Annotated in this window: 18 protein-coding genes and 1 pseudogene; 12 read left to right on the top strand and 7 right to left on the bottom strand. The window is 70.8% G+C overall.

Annotated elements, in window-relative coordinates:
- Positions 1–125 precede the first annotated feature (125 nt).
- Positions 126–1,298: a zinc-dependent alcohol dehydrogenase gene (locus AKJ13_RS12740; protein WP_050733675.1), complete on the top strand. Its 1,173-nt coding sequence runs from the start codon at positions 126–128 to the stop codon at positions 1,296–1,298.
- The gene (locus AKJ13_RS12735) at positions 1,295–1,873 is read left to right on the top strand and encodes a hypothetical protein (protein ID WP_050733674.1); all 579 of its coding nucleotides are present in this window, start codon (positions 1,295–1,297) and stop codon (positions 1,871–1,873) included. Before AKJ13_RS12740 ends, AKJ13_RS12735 begins: the two co-directional genes overlap by 4 nt.
- Positions 1,874–1,922: 49 nt before the next feature.
- Here AKJ13_RS12735 and AKJ13_RS12730 read toward each other — a convergent pair whose 3' ends face one another.
- From AKJ13_RS12730 to AKJ13_RS12720, 3 genes and pseudogenes are all read right to left on the bottom strand, one after another.
- Positions 1,923–3,086 carry a glutathionylspermidine synthase family protein gene (locus tag AKJ13_RS12730; protein ID WP_050733673.1) on the bottom strand — a complete coding sequence of 388 codons (1,164 nt, stop codon included), beginning with the start codon at positions 3,084–3,086 and terminating at the stop codon, positions 1,923–1,925.
- A pseudogene (locus AKJ13_RS12725) lies at positions 3,086–3,748 on the bottom strand (DUF1190 domain-containing protein). Before AKJ13_RS12725 ends, AKJ13_RS12730 begins: the two are co-directional and overlap by 1 nt.
- A 1-nt stretch (position 3,749) precedes the next feature.
- Positions 3,750–4,148 (bottom strand): DUF350 domain-containing protein, encoded by a 399-nt coding sequence (locus AKJ13_RS12720; protein ID WP_050733672.1) that lies wholly within the window; start codon positions 4,146–4,148, stop codon positions 3,750–3,752.
- 385 nt (positions 4,149–4,533) lie between these two features.
- Here AKJ13_RS12720 and AKJ13_RS12715 point away from each other — a divergent pair, with 385 nt between their 5' ends.
- The 4 genes from AKJ13_RS12715 to AKJ13_RS32255 all read left to right on the top strand — a co-directional run bounded on the left by AKJ13_RS12715 (position 4,534) and on the right by AKJ13_RS32255 (position 8,350).
- Positions 4,534–5,349 carry an FTR1 family protein gene (locus AKJ13_RS12715; protein WP_050733671.1) on the top strand — a complete coding sequence of 272 codons (816 nt, stop codon included), beginning with the start codon at positions 4,534–4,536 and terminating at the stop codon, positions 5,347–5,349.
- Positions 5,350–5,626: 277 nt separating this feature from the next.
- Positions 5,627–7,624, top strand: a complete 1,998-nt coding sequence (locus tag AKJ13_RS12710) for an oligopeptide transporter, OPT family (protein WP_050733670.1) — start codon at positions 5,627–5,629, stop codon at positions 7,622–7,624.
- Between the two features lie 82 nt (positions 7,625–7,706).
- Positions 7,707–8,198 carry a DUF2243 domain-containing protein gene (locus tag AKJ13_RS12705; RefSeq protein WP_050733669.1) on the top strand — a complete coding sequence of 164 codons (492 nt, stop codon included), beginning with the start codon at positions 7,707–7,709 and terminating at the stop codon, positions 8,196–8,198.
- Entirely contained in the window at positions 8,195–8,350 is a 156-nt protein-coding gene (locus AKJ13_RS32255; protein WP_200905623.1) for a hypothetical protein, read from the top strand. The genes AKJ13_RS12705 and AKJ13_RS32255 overlap by 4 nt, the downstream gene beginning before the upstream one ends.
- Positions 8,351–8,353: 3 nt before the next feature.
- On the opposite strand, the gene AKJ13_RS12700 is transcribed toward AKJ13_RS32255, so the two are convergent.
- From AKJ13_RS12700 to AKJ13_RS12690, 3 genes are all read right to left on the bottom strand, one after another.
- The gene (locus tag AKJ13_RS12700; RefSeq protein WP_050733668.1) at positions 8,354–9,109 is read right to left on the bottom strand and encodes an amino acid ABC transporter ATP-binding protein; all 756 of its coding nucleotides are present in this window, start codon (positions 9,107–9,109) and stop codon (positions 8,354–8,356) included.
- A complete protein-coding gene (locus AKJ13_RS12695; protein WP_050733667.1) occupies positions 9,106–9,786 on the bottom strand; it encodes an amino acid ABC transporter permease in 681 nt (226 codons plus the stop codon). Before AKJ13_RS12695 ends, AKJ13_RS12700 begins: the two co-directional genes overlap by 4 nt.
- A 316-nt stretch (positions 9,787–10,102) precedes the next feature.
- Positions 10,103–10,879, bottom strand: coding sequence for an amino acid ABC transporter substrate-binding protein (locus tag AKJ13_RS12690; RefSeq protein WP_050733666.1), 777 nt, complete (start codon positions 10,877–10,879; stop codon positions 10,103–10,105).
- A 332-nt stretch (positions 10,880–11,211) separates the two neighbouring features.
- Here AKJ13_RS12690 and AKJ13_RS32430 point away from each other — a divergent pair, with 332 nt between their 5' ends.
- Both AKJ13_RS32430 and AKJ13_RS12680 read left to right on the top strand, forming a co-directional pair.
- Positions 11,212–11,535: a cupin domain-containing protein gene (locus AKJ13_RS32430; protein WP_050733665.1), complete on the top strand. Its 324-nt coding sequence runs from the start codon at positions 11,212–11,214 to the stop codon at positions 11,533–11,535.
- A gap of 129 nt (positions 11,536–11,664) precedes the next feature.
- The gene (locus tag AKJ13_RS12680; protein ID WP_050733664.1) at positions 11,665–12,591 is read left to right on the top strand and encodes a dihydrodipicolinate synthase family protein; all 927 of its coding nucleotides are present in this window, start codon (positions 11,665–11,667) and stop codon (positions 12,589–12,591) included.
- A gap of 180 nt (positions 12,592–12,771) precedes the next feature.
- On the opposite strand, the gene AKJ13_RS12675 is transcribed toward AKJ13_RS12680, so the two are convergent.
- Entirely contained in the window at positions 12,772–13,998 is a 1,227-nt protein-coding gene (locus AKJ13_RS12675; RefSeq protein WP_050733663.1) for a pyridoxal phosphate-dependent aminotransferase, read from the bottom strand.
- Between the two features lie 236 nt (positions 13,999–14,234).
- Between AKJ13_RS12675 and AKJ13_RS12670 the strand changes: the two genes are divergently transcribed.
- Genes AKJ13_RS12670 through AKJ13_RS12655 form a run of 4 tightly spaced genes read left to right on the top strand, consistent with a single transcriptional unit; the run spans position 14,235 to position 17,426 of the window.
- Positions 14,235–15,653 carry a cytochrome ubiquinol oxidase subunit I gene (locus tag AKJ13_RS12670; protein WP_050733748.1) on the top strand — a complete coding sequence of 473 codons (1,419 nt, stop codon included), beginning with the start codon at positions 14,235–14,237 and terminating at the stop codon, positions 15,651–15,653.
- A 7-nt stretch (positions 15,654–15,660) separates the two neighbouring features.
- Positions 15,661–16,668, top strand: coding sequence for a cytochrome d ubiquinol oxidase subunit II (cydB, locus tag AKJ13_RS12665; protein WP_050733662.1), 1,008 nt, complete (start codon positions 15,661–15,663; stop codon positions 16,666–16,668).
- Entirely contained in the window at positions 16,668–16,790 is a 123-nt protein-coding gene (locus tag AKJ13_RS12660; protein WP_007569138.1) for a DUF2474 family protein, read from the top strand. The genes cydB and AKJ13_RS12660 overlap by 1 nt, the downstream gene beginning before the upstream one ends.
- 57 nt (positions 16,791–16,847) lie before the next feature.
- Positions 16,848–17,426 carry a GbsR/MarR family transcriptional regulator gene (locus tag AKJ13_RS12655; RefSeq protein ID WP_050733661.1) on the top strand — a complete coding sequence of 193 codons (579 nt, stop codon included), beginning with the start codon at positions 16,848–16,850 and terminating at the stop codon, positions 17,424–17,426.
- The last annotated feature ends 36 nt before the right edge of the window (positions 17,427–17,462 follow it).

The following is a 17,462-nucleotide window of genomic DNA, read 5'->3' as shown; positions in this document are numbered from 1 at the left end:
TTCCGGAGGTCGGCCTGCGGGCCGGCCCCGGAGCGCCGTTTTGCCGTGCGGACAGAACAATCCTCCCGAGTGTTGGTTAGTCTTCAGACAACCACCCGTGGAATGACAGCCGGAACATCGCTCCCATGAAGGCACTCGTCTGGCACGGCACCCGTGACGTTCGCTGCGACACGGTCCCGGATCCGGAGATTGAGGATGGCCGCGATGCCATCATCAAGGTGACGAGCTGCGCGATCTGCGGCTCGGACCTCCACCTCTACGATCACTTCATGCCGGGCATGAAGTCGGGCGACGTGCTGGGCCACGAGGCCATGGGCGAGGTCGTCGAGGTCGGCAAGGACAACAAGGCGCTCAAGGTCGGCGACCGGATCGTTGTCCCGTTCACCATCACCTGCGGCCAGTGCGAGCAGTGCCGGCGCGGCAATTTCTCGGTGTGCGAGCGTTCGAACCGCAACAAGGGGCTGGGCGATACCGCGTTCGGGCACACGACTGCCGGTCTGTTCGGCTACACCCACCTGACCGGCGGCTATGCGGGCGGCCAGGCCGAATTCCTGCGCGTGCCGTTCGCGGACTCGACGCATATCAAGGTCCCCGAGGGCATCTCGGACGAGAAGCTCCTGTTCCTGTCGGACGTGTTCCCGACCGGCTGGCAGGGCGCGGTCCAGTGCGACATCCAGCCGACCGACACGGTGGCGATCTGGGGCTGTGGCGCGGTCGGCCAGATGGCGATCCGCTCGGCGCTGCTCCTCGGGGCCAAGCGCGTCATCGCGATCGACCGCGTGCCCGAGCGCCTGCAGATGGCCGAGGCCGGCGGTGCCGAGGTGATCGACTACGACGCCGAGCCCAACATCGTCGGCCGCCTCAACGACATGACCGACGGCCGCGGCCCGGAGAAGTGCATCGACGCGGTCGGGCTCGAGGCGCATGCCATGGGCGCCGTGGACGCCGTCTACGACCGGGCCAAGCAGGCGATGCTGCTGGAGACCGACCGCGCCCACGTGCTGCGCCAGATGATCATGGTCTGCCGCCCGGCCGGCGTGCTCTCGGTCCCCGGCGTGTATGGCGGCCTCATCGACAAATTCCCGATCGGTGCCCTGATGAACAAGGGCCTGACGGTCCGCACCGGCCAGACCCACGTCAACCGCTGGACCCCCGACCTGCTCAAGCGGATCGAGGACGGCCAGATCGATCCGTCCTTCGTCATCACCCATACGATCGGGCTGGAGGACGGCCCGGAAATGTATCGGGTGTTCCGCGACAAGCAGGACGGCTGCATCAAGGTGGTGATCCGGCCATGAGCAACAGCACGCATCAATCTCCCGCCCCCCGCACGGCCCCCCGTGGTGCCCCCGGCGGCGGCGCCTATACCCGGCACGACGAACTGGCCCGGGGCCTCGGCTGGTTCTCGATCGGGCTGGGCCTCCTGGAACTGACCGCCGCGCACGGCCTGTGCCGGGCGCTGGGGCTCAAGGGCCGCGAGACCCTGGTGCAGGCCTACGGCGTCCGCGAGGTGGCGACCGGCGTCGCGATCCTCATGAGCCACGATCCGACCCCCTGGATCCTGGCCCGCGTCGGCGGTGATGCCCTCGATCTCGCCACCTTGGCCACCGGCTTCGAGGACGACAACCCGAAGCAGTCCAACCTCGCCGCCGCCACCGCCGCGGTCGCGGGCGTCACGGTCCTGGACGTGATCTGCGCGCAGGGGCTGATCGGCCAGAAGCGCCTCTCGCGGCCCGGCGCCTTCGATTACAGCGACCGGAGTGGCTTCGCGCGGCCCGCGCGGACCATGCGGGGCGCGGCCTCCGACTTCGCCACGCCGGAGGATTTCCGCATTCCCGAGCCTCTGCGGCCCTGGACGGAGGAGCGGGCTTAGCGACCCCGGCCAAGAATCGGGCCGCCCGCGCCGTCGTGCGCAGGCGGCCTCAGCTGTCGATCACGTGGGGCACGAACCGCGCCCGGTCGGTGGTGATGCGGCGCGGGCCCTCACGCATGCAGAGGCCGGCGGGCTCGTCGCCGACGATCCAGCTGCCCACCAGGGCATGGCGGTCGGCGAAGACCGGAAGCTCGGCCAGTGCCTGCCGCACGAAGCCTTCGCGTCCGTAGGGGCCCTCGTCGCGCTCCAGAAGCACGCCGTCGCGCACGAGCATTATGTTGGCGCCCTCGCGCGAGACGAGCGGCTTCCGCACGAAGGATTTGCCCAGGGCCGCCTTGGCGGGATCGGCCTCGAAATAGGCCGGGAGCAGGTTCGGGTGGCCGGGCGCCATCGCCCAGAGATGGGCGAGCAGGCCCTTGTTGGACAGCACGGCCTTCCAGGGCGGCTCGACGAAGCGGGTCGGCGCGGCGCCGATCGCGGCCCCGAAGGCGTCGCCGAACATCCACTCCCAGGGATAGAGCTTGAACAGGGCGGCGAGCGGCCGGCCGCCGCCGAGGAATTGCCCGTCCTCGGACAGGCCGATCGCCTCCAGCGGCACGAACGGGGCGGCGAGCCCCGCCTGCACGGCGCAATCCTGGAGGTAGGCCACCGTGCCCCGGTCCTCGGGCACGTCGGGATAGCAGGTGAAGGCCAGGGTGCCGGGGAGCCCCATCGCGGCGAGGCGGGCGATCAGCCGCTCGTGGAGTGCGTTGAACTGGTCCGTCCACGCGGGCAGGATTCCGCGGGCCAGGCCATCCTCCAGCCAGAGCCACTGGAACACGGCGCTCTCGTAGAGGGCGGTCGGCGTGTCGGCGTTGTATTCGAGGAGCTTGGCCGGCCCGGTCCCGGCGCTACCGTAGCGAAGGTCCATCCGGCCGTAGAGGGATGGGTCGCGCCGCCGGAAACTGTCCGCGATGGCGTCCCAGGCCAGTTCGGGGATCGCCAGGGAGGCGAGGATCGCGCCATCCGTCACGGCCCGCTCGGTGAAGGCGAGGCAGAGGGCGTGGAGCTCCCGGGTCGGCGCCTCGATGTCGTCCTCGATCTCGGCCAGGGTGAAGGCGTAATAGGCGCTCTCGTCCCAGTAGGGTTCGTCGTCGAAGGTGTGGAAGGTGAAGCCGGCCCGCGCCGCGTGATCGCGCCAATCCGGCCGCTCCGGCAGGGACACCCGGCGCATCAGCCGCCTCCGAACCCGCCCGAACGGCTGCCCGCGGACGCGATCGCCCGCCCGGTCGCCCCGAACCCGCCCTGGGAGACCATCCGGGGCGCGGATGACGTCGTGCGCGCCACGCTGGAGGCGACGCGGGTCGCCGGGCGGCCCGCCGAGGCGTAGACCCGGCCGCCCGAACCGGTGCAGTAGCCGCCGCCCCCACCGCCGCTTCCGCCGGACGCCGGGGGCTCCTCCGCGTGCCGGTAGAGCGGCTGGGCCGGCAGGCCCTGCTCCAGCGTGCGCCCGATCATGTAGCCGGCCATCAGGGGCACGAAGGACCCGGCCGCGTCCGGGGCGATCGTCTCCCCGGCGACGCAGCCATCGGCACCGTGATGCGCCCGGCAGGCCTCTGCGGTGGCTTAGCGCGGCGCGGTGGCGGGATAGGCCGACTGGGCCGCCGCGTAATCGGTCGTGCAGGCATCCTCCGTGCGCAGGCCCTGGCCGATGCAGGCGGCGAGGCTGTCGTAGACGAGGGCGTCCTCCTCCTTCTGGGACGGATCGAGCCAGCCCAGCCTCAGCGCCGCGGCGCCCGCCGCCGTGACCAGGACCAGGGAGATGGCGGCCGAGCGCTTGCGGCGACGGCTCTCGGCGGGGTCTTCCCCGACCCCGACCGGGCGCGCCTCCGCCATGTCAGGCGGTCATCGCGGCGGCGTTGACGAGGCCGCCCGCGAAGGAGGCCGCGCCCAGGAGCACGGCGGCGGCCATCCGGCCGTCCTCGATGCGCCGGGAGAGATCGGGCACCGCGAGGCGCACGAGCCAGTAGATCAGGATCTGCGCCACGAGGGCGACGAGGCCCCAGACGATGCAATCGAGGATCGACTGGGCGTTGTAGATCGCCACCGAGAGCGGCAGCGCGAAGCCGACCAGGCTGAAGCCCAGGGCCACCGCCGCGGCCGCCACGTCCCGGCGGATTAGCGCGAGTTCGTTGTGGGCGGTGGCGAGGGTATAGACGAGCAGATAGAGACCGATCAGGCCCCCGGCCGTCACCACGTAGAGCAGGAAGGCCGGCAGGCCCGAGATCGAGATCACGCCGCAGGCCTTTCGGCCAGAACCGGCGCGGAGCCCGATGATGAACCGGTCGGGTCGTGCATGGAGGCGTATCCGTCGCGTCGCGCGCAGCCGATCACGGCTGGAACCTGTCGTTCCGCAAGGCGTAACACGCGCTCGGCGACGGTCACAAACGAAGGCCGGCGATGCCGCGCCGGGGCCGAGCGAGCGGGTGCGGGGCTTCGTTCTCCGCGCGTCCCGCCGGGCGCGGACGCGGTGGGTGCTGCGCGGAACGGGTGCGCGGCCGCAGGGGCGGTGCCAAGCACGGTGCCGCGGATTCGCGTCGCTTCTTAGAAGCATCAAAAAATATTGCGCTAGAAGTTCGGCGCCCGTTTCGTATGATCCGTAAGCACAAAAGAGGTCTCTCATGGACAATGGATCGACGTTCGTTCAGGCTTTCACGATCCTGTTCAGGGAGGGGCTCGAAGCTTTGCTGGTGGTCGCCGCGCTGGCCGCCTTCATGCGGCGGGCCGATGCCGGTCACCGGATCGCCCCGATCTATCTCGGTGCCGGGGCCGCGGTGCTGGCCAGTCTCGGCATGGCCTGGGTGTTCGAGACCTATTACGACGGCAACCACAACGACCTGATCGAGGCCGGCGTCATGCTGCTGGCCGCCGCCCTGATGTTCTATATGAGCGGCTGGCTGTTCCTGCGGCAGGATCCGAAGGCCTGGCAGGCGGACCTCAACCGCCTGGCCGAGCAGGCGCTCGGGGCCGGGACCGTGCTGTCCCTGGCCGGCATCGCCTTCCTGGCCGTGTTCCGCGAGGGGGCTGAGACGGTGCTGTTCCTGCACGCGCTCGCCCGGACCGCCGGCGGCTGGGACGGGCCGCTGTTCGGCGGGCTCGGCGCGGCGGCGCTCGCGCTGATCGCCCTGTACGCCGCCATGCAATGGCTGGCGCTGCGCCTGCCGCTGCGGCCGATCTTCGTGCTGACCTCGGCGTTCCTGTTCGTGATGGGGTTGAAGCTCGTTGGGGCCGCGATCCAGGAATTGCAGGAGCAGGGGCTGGTCGCCGTGCACGATGACGGCGTGCCGGGCTTCGTGGCGGATATCGGCTTCAACGGCAGCTGGGAGGCGCTGGGAATCCAGGGCGCCCTGGTCCTGACGGCCATCGCCGGCCTGCTCGTGGTCCGGGCCCGGCGAGCCGAGCCGGCGAGCCGGACCAGCCCGGCCGTGTCGCGCTGAGGCGTCCCCGATCCTGAGCGCATCGGGAAGAGCCTGACCCGGCAGCGGCATTCGCCGAGCGAGCCGGGCCGACTACAAAAACGGGCCCTGCGAAGGAGGTAATGGGGCTGCCGATCTCGGCGGCCCGCAGATGACGCGCATTCGTGAGCGCACCGCTCGATCGTTGTCCAGGCCGGCTCCGAGTCCCGGCCCCCCGCACCGTAAACCCGTCGCAACGCCGCAGGCGGGATAGGTTTCCGGATCCGGGTGGTTTGCGAGACGACATCACGAGTGCACGATGGACGTCCGCAACACGACGACGCCGGCGGCCCTGGGCCACCACGCGGAACTGACCCTGCGCGGGATCGTGCTCGGGGCGGCAATCACGGTCATCTTCATGGCCGCCAACCTCTATATGGGGTTGAAGACCGGGATGACGTTCTCGTCGTCGATCCCGGCCGCAATGATCTCGATGGGTGCGTTCCGGCTGATGGGCGGGGCCGGCATCCTCGAGAACAACATCGTCCAGACCCAGGCCTCGGCCGCCGGCACCCTGTGCAACGTCGTGCTGGCGCTGCCCGGCCTCGTGTTGATCGGGCATTGGAGCGGCTTCCCGTTCTGGCAGACCACGGCGGTCTGCGCGCTGGGCGGCCTGCTCGGCGTGGCCTTCTCGATCCCCCTGCGCCGGGCGCTCGTCTCCGGCAGCGACCTGCCATACCCAGAGGGTGTGGCGGCCGCCGAGGTTCTGAAGACCGGCCAGGAGGATGCCGGCGGCCACGGCCTGCGCGACCTGCTGGCGGCGGCGGGAGTCGCCGGCACGATCGGGCTCGCCACGACCGGGCTCAAGCTGCTGGGCGACGGGCTCTCCGGCGCGATCAGTCTCGGCGGCGCCGCCTTCCGCACCGGCACCGGGTTCTCCCTGGCGCTGGTCGGCGTCGGCTACCTGGTCGGCATCGGGGCCTGTCTCGCCTTGCTCACCGGCGTCGTGATCGCCTGGGGAATCGCGGTGCCGATCCTGACCGCGCTCGCGCCCGACGCCGGCAAGACCGCCGGGCAGGCCGCCGAGGCGGTCTGGTCCGAGCAGGTGCGGCTGATGGGGGCCGGCATCATCGCGGTGGGCGGCCTCTGGACCGTGGCCTCGCTCGCCCGGCCGATCGCGGCCAGCATCCGCACCGCCCTGTCGACCACCGGCAGCAGCCTGGGTTCCGATCACCCGCGCGAGGAGCGCGACCTGCCGATCGCCTGGGTCGGGGCCGGGGCGCTCGCCCTGTGCGTGCCACTGGCGCTCCTGTTCGGCGCCTTCGCCGGGCCGGCCGGGCTCGGCGGGACCATGATCACCCTGGCGCTCGCCGCGACCCTGTTCACGGTCCTGTTCGGCTTCCTGATGGCCGCCGCCTGCGGCTACCTGGCGGGGCTGCTCGGCTCCTCGTCGAGCCCGATCTCGGGGATCGGGATCCTCACCACCATGGCGACCGCGCTGCTCCTGCCGCTGTTCCTCGGCCAGGTCGGCGGGCCGGACGGCGACCGGTTCGCCACCGCCATGGCGCTGCTGCTCACGGCGGTCATCGTCACCACCGCGTCGATCGCCAACGACAATCTGCAGGATCTCAAGACCGGGCAGGTGGTCGGCGCCACCCCCTGGCACCAGCAGGTCGCGCTGATCATCGGGGTCTCGGTCGGCTCGCTGGTGATCGCGCCGCTGCTCGAGCTGCTCTACCAGGCCTACGGCTTCATCGGTGCGCCCTCGCGCGAGGGGCTCGATCCGGCAAGCGCCATGGCGGCGCCTCAGGCCGCCCTGATGACCCAGATCGCCAAGGGCATCACCGAGGGCGCGCTGCCGTGGACGATGGTGCTGATCGGTGCCGGGCTCGGCGTGGTGCTGGTGGCGGTGGAGGCCTGGCTGCGGCGGCGCAACCTCACCTTCCCGGCGCTCACGGTCGGGATCGGCATGTACCTGCCGCTTTCCGTCGAGATGACCATCGCGATCGGCGGCATTCTCGGCTGGATCGCCGAGCGCCGGTTGCGCGGCCGGGTCCGCGGCTCCCGGCGGGAGGCGGTGCTGGGCGCCGCCCGCCGCCGCGGCGTGCTCCTGGCCTCGGGCTTCCTGGTCGGCGAGAGCTGCGTCGGCGTGCTGCTGGCGGCCGCCGACCTGATGGCCGGGCACAGCGGAGCACTCGCCATCGCCGGGCCGGGCTTCGCGTCGACGGCGACCTGGCTCGGGCTGGCGGTGTTTCTGGCCGGGCTTGGGGTTTATCTGCGGCTGGTCTCCGCGGTCGACGACGCGGCGCGCGCATGAGGCCGCTGCGCTCGCAAGGACGGGTAGAGGATCGGGTTATGAATCCGGGGCCGTTGTCCAATCCCCGTGCCGGGAGATCGCCATGAGAGCGGCTGTATCCGAGACCCGCGCGTTCCCGCTGAGCGCCGGAATCTTGTTCGGGCTGGGGCTCGGCGGGTTCTTCGACGGGATCGTGCTGCACCAGATCCTGCAATGGCATCACATGCTCAGCAGCTGGTACCCGATCGATTCCATTCCCAATCTCGAGCTGAACACCCGCTGGGACGGGATCTTCCACAGCGCCACCTACGTGTTCGTGGTGCTCGGGCTGTTCATCCTGTGGCGCGCCGCCCATCGCGGGCACCTGTCCTGGTCGAACAAGCTGCTGGCCGGCTCGCTGCTCATGGGCTGGGGCCTGTTCAACAGCGTCGAGGGTGTGATCGACCACCAGATCCTCGGGGTGCACCACGTCAACGAGACGATGCCCCGGGACCAGTGGGTGTTCTGGGATTCCGGCTTCCTGCTCTGGGGCCTCGCCATGCTGATCGTGGGCTGGCTGCTGGTCCGGGCCGGCCGCCGGGAGCGGGCGGCGTGAGGCTTCAGCGCGCCGCCCTGCCGGCGTTCGTCCCCTGGCTCGTCCTCGGGGCGGCCTTGGTTCTGGCAACGATGCCGGCCTGGCGGCCCCTGATCTTCGGCACTGCGCTCACCCTCGACGACCTGTTGAGCCTGCGCTGCCTGTCCGGCTGAGCCTCAGGCGCCGACCTCGCCAAGCAGCGTCTGGACGAAACGGCGGGTGCGGGGATCGGCGGGCCGGGCGAACAAGTCGGCCGGTGGTCCCTGCTCCACGACGGTGCCGCCGTCGAGGAACACCACCGCGTCGGCGACCCGGCGGGCGAGGCGCAGGTCGTGGGTCGCCATCAGCATGGTCATGCCCTCGCGGGCGAGGCCGGCCAGCACGTCCACCACCTCTGCGGCGAGCTCTGGATCGAGCGCCGAGGTCGGCTCGTCGCACAGCAGCAGGCGCGGGGAGGGGGCCAGCGCCCGGGCGATCGCCACGCGCTGCTGCTGGCCGCCGGAGAGGCTCGCCGGCCAAGCCTCGGCCTTCTGGGCGAGGCCGACCCGGTCGAGCAGCTCCAGCGCCCGGACCCGGGCCGCCGCCTTGGGCCATTTGCCCACGGTGATCAGCCCCTCGGTGATGTTCTCGATCACCGTGCGGTGGGGAAACAGCTGGAAGTTCTGGAACACCATGCCGGTCTGGCGGCGCACCGCGAGCACGTCCCGCCGGGCGGGCGGCGCACCGGGCCGGAAGTCGAGCCGCTGGTCGCCCAGCACCAGCGTGCCGGCCTGCGGGATCTCCAGCAGGTTCACGCAGCGCAGCAGCGTCGACTTGCCCGAGCCCGACGGGCCGATCAGCGCCGTGACCTTGCCCTCCGGCACCGTCAGGTCGACGCCGCGCAGGATCGGGTTGTCGCCGAAGCGCTTCTGGATGGCCTGGAGGGCGATCATGCCCGGGCCTCCAGGTAGCCGCCGTAGCGCCCGAGCCGCCGCTCCAGCCCGCTCTGGAGCCAGGACAGGGCGGAGCACAGCACGAGGTAGATGAGCGCCGCCTCGACGTAGAGGATCAGCGGCTCGTAGGTGACCGCGACGATGCGCTGGGCCGCCTGGAACATCTCCGGCACGGTGATCGCGGCGGCGAGCGAGGTGTCCTTCACCAGGGCGATGAAGGTGTTGGACAGGGACGGCACCGCCACCCGGGCCGCCTGGGGCAGGATCGTGCGCCGCATGGCCTGGGCCGGGGTCATGCCGGTGGCGTAGGCGGCCTCCCACTGCCCCTTCGGGATCGACGCGATGGCGGCGCGCACGATCTCGGACGCGTAGGCGCCGATATTGAGGGTGAAGCCGATCACCGCGGCCGGAAAAGCGTCGATCAGGATGCCGACGCTCGGCAAGCCGTAGAAGATCACGAACAGCTGCACGAGGAGCGGCGTGCCCCGGAAGATCCAGACATAGGTCCAGGCGAGCGCCGCCAGCGGCCGCGGCCCGAACAGGCGCGCGAGGGCGATCACCAGCGCGAGGCTCAGCCCGAGCGCGAAGGCGATCAGCGTCAGCGGCACGGTGAACCGGAGACAGGCTGCGAGCAGCGGCCCGAGCGACTGGAGCATGAGGTCGGGCCAGTGCGGCACGGGTCGGTGTTTCCTGCGGGATCGGGCGACGGTCTATACGGCTTTGCGCCGCGGATCGCGCGGGGGATTTTTCGGGTTGGTTTCGGATCACCCGCGCCTTGAGGGGAATGCGGTTCGGTGACCGAACCCGCCCAGCGGGGGCTGACGGGCTCACACCTTTCCGGACGAGGCGCGGGTCCCCTCTCCCGGGCGGGAGAGGGACAGGGTGAGGGATGCCACCTCTCCGGATAGACCTGTCCCCTCACCCCAACCCTCTTCCGCACGGGAGAGGGGGCGTGTTGCGGCCTGCGCGGACCGGAAGGGGGAGGGCGGCTATCTACCGCGAAACGTCCGCCCCAAAATACGTCTGCGCGATCGCCGCGTAGCTGCCGTCGGCCTTGATCTCGGCGAGCGCCTTGTCGATCGCCGCCTTCAGGGCGGGGTTGTTCTTGCGCAGGAGGATGCCAGAGGCGTCGGCGTCGTCCTTCTGGGCGACGATCTTCACGGGGGCGTTCGGCTGCTTCTTGTGGAAGTCGAGGAAGGACAGGTTGTCGTTGACGGTGGCGTCGGCGCGGCCGGTGACGACCAGCTGGATTGACTGGTCGAACCCGTCGGTGCCGACCGGCTCGGCCCCGGCCTCGGTGGCCAGCCGGGCGAAGTTGCTGCTCAGGCTCTGGGCGGACTTCTTGCCCTTCAGGTCGGCGAAGGACTTGATCGTGCCGTTGTCGGCCCGGGTGATCAGCACGGCCCGGGAGCGGATATAGGGCTCGGAGAAGTCGAACTTCGCCTGGCGCTCCTTGGTGATGCTGACCTGGTTGATCACCACGTCGTAGCGCTTGGCATCGAGCCCGGCGATCAGACCGTCCCACTTGCCCTCCACGAACTGGGGCGTGACGCCCAGCTTCTCGGCGACCTTGCGGCCGATCTCCACGTCGAACCCGGCCAGCGCCCCGGAGGCGTCGTGGAAGCTGAACGGCGCGTAGGTCCCCTCGGTGCCGATCCGCAGGGTCTTGGCGGCCCGGATCGCGTCGAGGTCGTCGGCCCGCGCGGACGCGCCCATGAGAAGCGCCGCGGCGGCGAAAATGGCCACGCGGGCGGCGGAGACAAGACGCATCACGGGGAACTCCAGAGCTGGATGATCGGGTGCTTCGGGGCCGGCCCGTCACCGCCGGCGTCAGGCCTGAACTCCTATACCAAGCGGCCCCGGCGGCGCCTACGCCGCGGCGGGGCGGGGGTTTGCCCGGGAGCAGGGTCTTTCCGGAGGCGCCGGATTTCGGGCCGATCCGTTCTCCGCTCTGGGCCGCGCGGTTTCCGGCCCGGACGCGCCCGAGCACGGGCCGCCGGCGCCGCAAGGCTATGATCGGGCGGGCCTTTCCGGCCTCAGGCCCCGCCGCGCGGCCCCGGGATGGCAGAGCGGGGACCGAGCGTCTGCCGGGCCCTCAAGCTGTGGATCGGGGAGAAGATTTTCCGAGGCCGCGGCGAGCCGGCGCCACCTCGAGCCGCTTCGCCGCGCACAAGGCCGGAACCCGCGAAATCTTCCACATCCTGTCGGGGTGCCTGGAGATCCACAGGACCCGGGAAGTCATCACCCTGGAGGGCGGCGACACGGCGACGATCCGGGTCGATGTCGCGCACGGGTTCGTGAATGTCGGCCCCGTGGTGAGCAAGCTCATCCTGCTGATCCTGTCGGCGCTAGGCTTGCGGCACCCGGGCCGGCGCCGCGCAAACACATCGCGGCTTTTGTCGAGCCCGTGCCGGGGCGGGCGTTGATCTCGGATGATCCTTCGGCACAGTGCCGGCGTGTCGCCGATCCGGGGTGGCCGCGTCGCCCCGGAGCGGCCCGGACCGGTCTCTTTCTGTGAGCCGGGGCGCGCGGCCCGCCCCGGCGGAGGATCGCGCATGAGCTCGCCCGCCCAGCCCTACCAGGGCGTCTTCCCGGTCGCCCCCACGGTGTTCGACGCCTCGGGCGCCCTCGATCTCGACGGGCAGCGCCGGGCGATCGACTTCATGATCGAGGCCGGCAGCCACGGAATCTGCATCCTGGCGAACTTTTCCGAGCAGTTCGTCCTCACGGACGCCGAGCGCGAGACCGTGATGCACGCGGTGCTCGACCACGTCGCCGGCCGGGTGCCGGTGATCGTGACGACCACGCACTTCGCCACACAGGTCTGCGCCGAGCGCTCGCGCCGGGCGGAAGCAGCCGGCGCCGCCATGGTGATGGTGATGCCGCCCTATCACGGCGCCACCATCCGGGTGCCGGAACTCGGCATCTACGATTTCTTCCGCGGCGTCTCGGACGCGATCTCGATCCCGATCATGATCCAGGACGCGCCGGTGGCGGGCACACCGCTCTCGGCCGCGTTCCTGGCCCGCATGGCCCGGGAGATCGAACACGTCTCCTACTTCAAGATCGAGACCCAAGGGGCGGCGGGCAAGCTGCGCGAGCTGATCGCGCTCGGCGGCGACGCGGTGATCGGCCCCTGGGACGGTGAGGAGGCGATCACCCTGATGGCCGATCTCGATGCCGGCGCAACCGGGGCGATGACCGGCGGCGCCTATCCGGACGGGATCCGCCAGATCACCGACGCCTACGCGGCCGGACGCCGGAACGACGCGCTCGACGCCTACGCGCGCTGGCTGCCGCTGATCAACCACGAGAACCGGCAATGCGGCCTGCTCGCCTGCAAGGCGCTGATGGCCGAGGGCGGGATCATCGCCCACGAGACCGCCCGCCTGCCGCTCCAGCCCCTCCATCCCGATACGCGCGCGGCGCTGATCGAGCTGGCGCGGCGGAACGATGCGCTGGTGCTGCGCTGGGGGCGGTGAGGGTTATCGGGGCGGGCGGCGCTCTGACAGACGCGCGGCCCGCCCTCGCTGTGAGGCTCACATCGGCGTCCGTGAGGCGCGACGGACTCCCTCTCCCGCACGGGAGAGGGAACCTGCGTTTCATTCGGCGATGCAGGATCCCCGCTCTCGCGCCGGACCTGAGACCGCAGGCCCTGCGGATCAGTTCGCCCGCCCGGACGAACCCCGCCCCAACACCCCCGACAACCGCCGCACCGCCTCCCGCGCCAGCTCCGGGCTGATGGCGAAGCAGATGCGGATCAGGCCTTCGCCCGCGGGGCCGAAGGCCGTGCCCGGGGCGACGCCGACCTTGGCGTCGCGCAGCAGGCGGTAGGCGAGTTCGAGGCTCGGCTCGTCGCCGGCGATCCGGGGCATGAGGTAGAAGGCGCCGTCCGGCGGCGCCACCGTCACGCCGGGCAGGCGCGCCAGCCCCTCCACCAGAATTGCCCGGGCCTCGGCGCAGCGGTCGACCATGGTGCGGATGAAGCCGTCGCCCTCCTCGAGGGCCGCGATGCAGGCGTGCTGGATGAAGGTCGGGATCGAGGTGGTGCTGTACTGGCCGAGCTTGGCGAAGGTCGGCGCCAGGCCCCGGGGGAAGATCACCCAGCCGGCGCGCCAGCCGGTCATCGCCCAGTTCTTCGAGAAGGTGTTGGTGACGATCAGGCGGTCGTCCTCCGTGCAGATCTGCAGGAAGGACGGCGCGATCTGGTTGCCGTAGGTGAAGTGCGCGTAGACCTCGTCGGAGAGGATCCACAGCCCGCGCGCGCGGGCGAGGTCGCGCAACGCCGTCATCTCGGCGAGCGGCATGGTCCAGCCGGTCGGGTTCGACGGCGAGTTGACCATGATCACCCGGGTGCGCGGCGTCAGGGCCGCTTCGATATCGGCCAGCGGCAGCGTGAAGCGCCCGTCGGGCTGGATCCGGTAGGGCACCGTTACGGGCACGCCGCCGGTGATGCGGACCGCCTCGGCGAGGTTCGGCCAGGCCGGGGCGGGGATGAGGATCTCGTCGCCCGGCTCCAGCAGCGCCTGCGCGGCCTGCATGATCGCGTTCATGCCACCGGCCGTGACGGCGAACCGTTCCGCCGGGACGTCCACGCCCCAGTGCCGGGCGTGATAGGCGCCGAGCGCCGCCCGGAGGGCCGGCAGGCCGAGCGAGGTGGTGTAGCGGGTATGCCCGGCCTGCATCGCCCGGTGCGCCGCCTCGACGATGAAGGGCGGCGTCGGCAGGTCGCCCTCGCCGATCCAGAGCTTCACAACGTCCGGGTCGTCCCGGCCGCGATCCGCCACCAGTCCGATCTGGCTCGTGCCGATCCCGCGGATGCGCTCCGAGAGGAGGGCGGCGAGGTCGACGGGCGTGTTGAGGGCGGCAGCGGCAACGGGTTCGACCATGGGCGACGGGTCTCGTGGTGTCCGGGGAACGGCGCGGCCCGAGGCGAGGCGGCAAGCGGGCGGGCGCCATGCCTGCAAGGTCCCGGCCGTTCGGGGAATCGGCCCGAGCCTGCCGTGTCCGGCCGCGCGCGTCCAGGCCCAGGACAGCCCCGGCACAGGTTCGGATATTTTCGGCTTTTCAGAAATTTCTGAAATCGGTATACGTGGAGGCACTGATCCCGAGCCGGAGATTCGTCGTGCTCGACACCCTCGACCCCCTGATCCTTGCCCGCATCCAGTTCGGCTTCACGGTGGCGTTCCACATCGTGTTCCCGGCCTTCTCGATCGGGCTGGCGAGCTTCCTCGCCGTGCTGGAGGGCCTGTGGCTCGCCACCGGCCGGCAGGTCTTCATGGACCTGTTCAAGTACTGGCTGAAGATCTTCGCCATCGCCTTCGCCATGGGCGTCGTCTCCGGCCTGGTGATGTCCTACCAGTTCGGCACCAACTGGTCGGTCTTCTCCGACAAGACCGGCCCGGTGCTCGGCCCGATGATGGCCTACGAGGTGCTGTCGGCCTTCTTCCTGGAGGCGGGCTTCCTCGGGGTGATGCTGTTCGGGATGAGCAAGGTCGGGCCGCGCCTGCACTTCGCCGCGACCCTGATGGTGGCGTTCGGGACCTTTTTCTCGGCGTTCTGGATCCTGTCGGTGAATTCCTGGATGCAGACGCCGACGGGCTACGGCACCAACGCTGCGGGCCAGTTCGTGCCGCTGGACTGGTGGGCGATCGTGTTCAACCCGTCCTTCCCGTACCGCCTCGTCCACATGGTGCTGGCGGCCTACCTGACCACGGCGCTCGTGGTCGGCGCGGTCGGCGCCTGGCACCTGCTGCGCGACCGCACCAACCCGGCGGCGCAGACGATGTTTTCGATGGCGATGTGGATGGCCGCCGTGGTGGCGCCGGTCCAGATCCTCGCGGGCGACGCCCACGGGCTCAACACCCTCGAGCACCAGCCCGCCAAGGTCATGGCCATGGAGGGCCACTTCCAGAGCCACCCGGACGGGGCGCCCCTGGTCCTGTTCGGCCTGCCCGACCAAGAGGCCGGCACGATCCGCTACGCGGTGGAGATCCCGAAACTGTCCTCGCTCGTGCTCAAGCACAGCTTCGACGCGCCGCTCGCCGGCCTCGACAGCCTGCCGCGCACGGACTGGCCGCCGGTGCCGATCGTGTTCTGGTCGTTCCGCGTCATGGTCGGGCTCGGCCTGCTGATGCTGCTGCTCGGGACCCTGAGCCTGCTGGCCCGCTGGCGCGGGGCGCTCTACCGGTGGAGCCCGCTGCACCGCTTCGCCGTCGCCATGGGCCCGGCCGGCTTCGTGGCGGTGCTCGCCGGCTGGATCACCACCGAGGTCGGGCGCCAGCCCTACACGGTCTACGGCCTGCTGCGGACCGCGCACTCCGCCTCGCCGCTGCACGGCCCGGCGGTGGCCGCCTCGCTCACCGCTTTTGTGGTGATCTACTTCTCGGTGTTTGCCATGGGGGTGTTCTACATCCTGCGCCTGATGGCCCAGCCGCCCCATGCCGGCGAGTCCGGGATCGAGCCCGGCGCGCCGATCCGCACCGCCGGCATCACCCCCGCCCCGTCGGTCGATCCCGACCGCGCCCTCCAGCCGGCCGAGTGAGGCAGCCATGGTCTACAGCGTCGATCTCACCGTGATCTGGGCGTTCGTGATCGCCTTCGCGGTCTTCGCCTACATCGTCATGGACGGTTTCGATCTCGGCATCGGCATCCTGTTCCCGGCCCTGCGGCCGGGACCGGAGCGCGACACCGCGATGAACTCGGTCGCCCCGGTCTGGGACGGCAACGAGACCTGGCTGGTTCTGGGCGGCGGCGGCCTGTTCGCGGCCTTCCCGCTGGCCTACGCGGTGATCCTGCCGGCGCTCTACGCGCCGATCATCGCGATGCTGCTCGGGCTGATCTTCCGGGGCGTTGCCTTCGAGTTCCGCTGGCGCGATCCCCGCCACCGGGCGGCGTGGGACGTCGCCTTCACGGGCGGCTCGGTGGTGGCGGCGCTCGCCCAGGGGATCGCGCTCGGCGCGCTCTTGCAGGGCATCGCGGTCGAGGGCCGGGCCTATGCCGGCGGCTGGTGGGACTGGCTGACCCCGTTCAGCCTGCTGGTCGGCGCGAGCCTCGTGGTCGCCTACGCGCTGCTCGGGGCGACCTGGCTGGTGATGCGCACGGAAGGGCTGCTCCAGCTCCAGGCCCGCCGGCTGGCGCAGCGCCTGACGCTCGCCACGGTTGCGGCGATCGCGCTGGTCAGCGCCGCGACGCCGTTCCTGCAGGGGCGCTACTTCGAGCGCTGGCTGGCGATGCCGAACGTTCTGGTCTCGGCGCAGGTGCCGCTGCTGGTGGCGCTGGCCGCCTACGCCCTTTGGCGGACCCTGCGGGACGGGGGCGAGCGGGCGCCGTTCCTGATCGCGCTCGGCCTGTTCGCCCTGTCGTTCCTGGGGCTCGGGATCAGCATCTTCCCCGACGTCGTGCCGGGCCGGATCACGATCTGGCAGGCGGCCGCCCCCGAGGCGAGCCAGATCTTCATGCTGGTCGGCGCCGCAATCCTGGTCCCGATCATCCTGATCTACACCGCGTATTCCTACTGGGTGTTCCGCGGCAAGGTCGACGCGCACGGGTATCACTGATGGCGCCTGCAACCCCGCTCCCGCTCTGGAAGCGCCTCGCCTGGTTCGCCGCGATCTGGGCCGGGAGCATCCTCGGCCTCGGCGCCGTGGCGACGCTCCTCCGGTTCTGGCTCAAGAGCTGATAAGCCGGCACCGCCCTCCGCTATCCCGGGGGCTCCACCGTTCGACGGATCACCGCCGTGCAACTGCCTCCCCTGGTCCAGACCTTCGTGCTGCATTTCGGCGAGATGGGCTCGCGCTGGGGCATCAACCGGACGGTAGGGCAGATCTACGCCCTGCTGTTCGTGGCCGAGCGGCCACTCAACGCCGACGAGATCGTCGAGCGGCTGGGCGTCTCGCGCTCCAATGTCAGCATGGGGCTCAAGGAGCTGCAGGCCTGGAACCTCGTGCGGCTCCAGCACATGCCCGGGGATCGGCGGGACTATTTCGCCACCCCGGAGGACATCTGGCAGATCGTCCGCACCCTGGTCGAGGAGCGCAAGAAGCGCGAGATCGACCCGACCCTGACCCTGCTGCGCGAGCTGCTGATGGTCGAGCCCGGAACCGAGGCGGAGCGCCACGCCCAGGCCCGGCTCCGGGAGATGCACGACCTGTTCGAGCTGTTCGCCGGCTGGTACGCCGACGTGCGCCGGCTCGACACCGAGCGCCTGGTCCAGCTCCTCACCCTCGGCTCCAAGGTCCAGAAGGTGCTGGCGATGAAGGACCACCTGACCGGCCTGCCCGGCCGCCTCGTGCGGCGGACCGACAAGGGGGAGTGAGGGGCCGGGATATCCGAGGGGTGGGTCGCACCCGCC

This window comes from Methylobacterium sp. ARG-1, from assembly GCF_001262595.1.
Taxonomy (GTDB): Bacteria; Pseudomonadota; Alphaproteobacteria; order Rhizobiales; family Beijerinckiaceae; genus Methylobacterium; species Methylobacterium brachiatum.
The sequence above is the reverse complement of the archived record's forward strand: the minus strand, read 5'-3'. Positions and strand labels throughout refer to the sequence as shown.

Coding starts and splice junctions, on each gene's coding strand:
- AKJ13_RS12740 (WP_050733675.1), top strand. CDS start 126: ATGAAGGCACTCGTCTGGCACGGCACCCGTGACGTTCGCTGCGACACG.
- AKJ13_RS12735 (WP_050733674.1), top strand. CDS start 1,295: ATGAGCAACAGCACGCATCAATCTCCCGCCCCCCGCACGGCCCCCCGT.
- AKJ13_RS12730 (WP_050733673.1), bottom strand. CDS start 3,086: ATGCGCCGGGTGTCCCTGCCGGAGCGGCCGGATTGGCGCGATCACGCG.
- AKJ13_RS12715 (WP_050733671.1), top strand. CDS start 4,534: ATGGACAATGGATCGACGTTCGTTCAGGCTTTCACGATCCTGTTCAGG.
- AKJ13_RS12710 (WP_050733670.1), top strand. CDS start 5,627: ATGGACGTCCGCAACACGACGACGCCGGCGGCCCTGGGCCACCACGCG.
- AKJ13_RS12705 (WP_050733669.1), top strand. CDS start 7,707: ATGAGAGCGGCTGTATCCGAGACCCGCGCGTTCCCGCTGAGCGCCGGA.
- AKJ13_RS12700 (WP_050733668.1), bottom strand. CDS start 9,109: ATGATCGCCCTCCAGGCCATCCAGAAGCGCTTCGGCGACAACCCGATC.
- AKJ13_RS12690 (WP_050733666.1), bottom strand. CDS start 10,879: ATGCGTCTTGTCTCCGCCGCCCGCGTGGCCATTTTCGCCGCCGCGGCG.
- AKJ13_RS12680 (WP_050733664.1), top strand. CDS start 11,665: ATGAGCTCGCCCGCCCAGCCCTACCAGGGCGTCTTCCCGGTCGCCCCC.
- AKJ13_RS12675 (WP_050733663.1), bottom strand. CDS start 13,998: ATGGTCGAACCCGTTGCCGCTGCCGCCCTCAACACGCCCGTCGACCTC.
- cydB (WP_050733662.1), top strand. CDS start 15,661: ATGGTCTACAGCGTCGATCTCACCGTGATCTGGGCGTTCGTGATCGCC.
- AKJ13_RS12660 (WP_007569138.1), top strand. CDS start 16,668: ATGGCGCCTGCAACCCCGCTCCCGCTCTGGAAGCGCCTCGCCTGGTTC.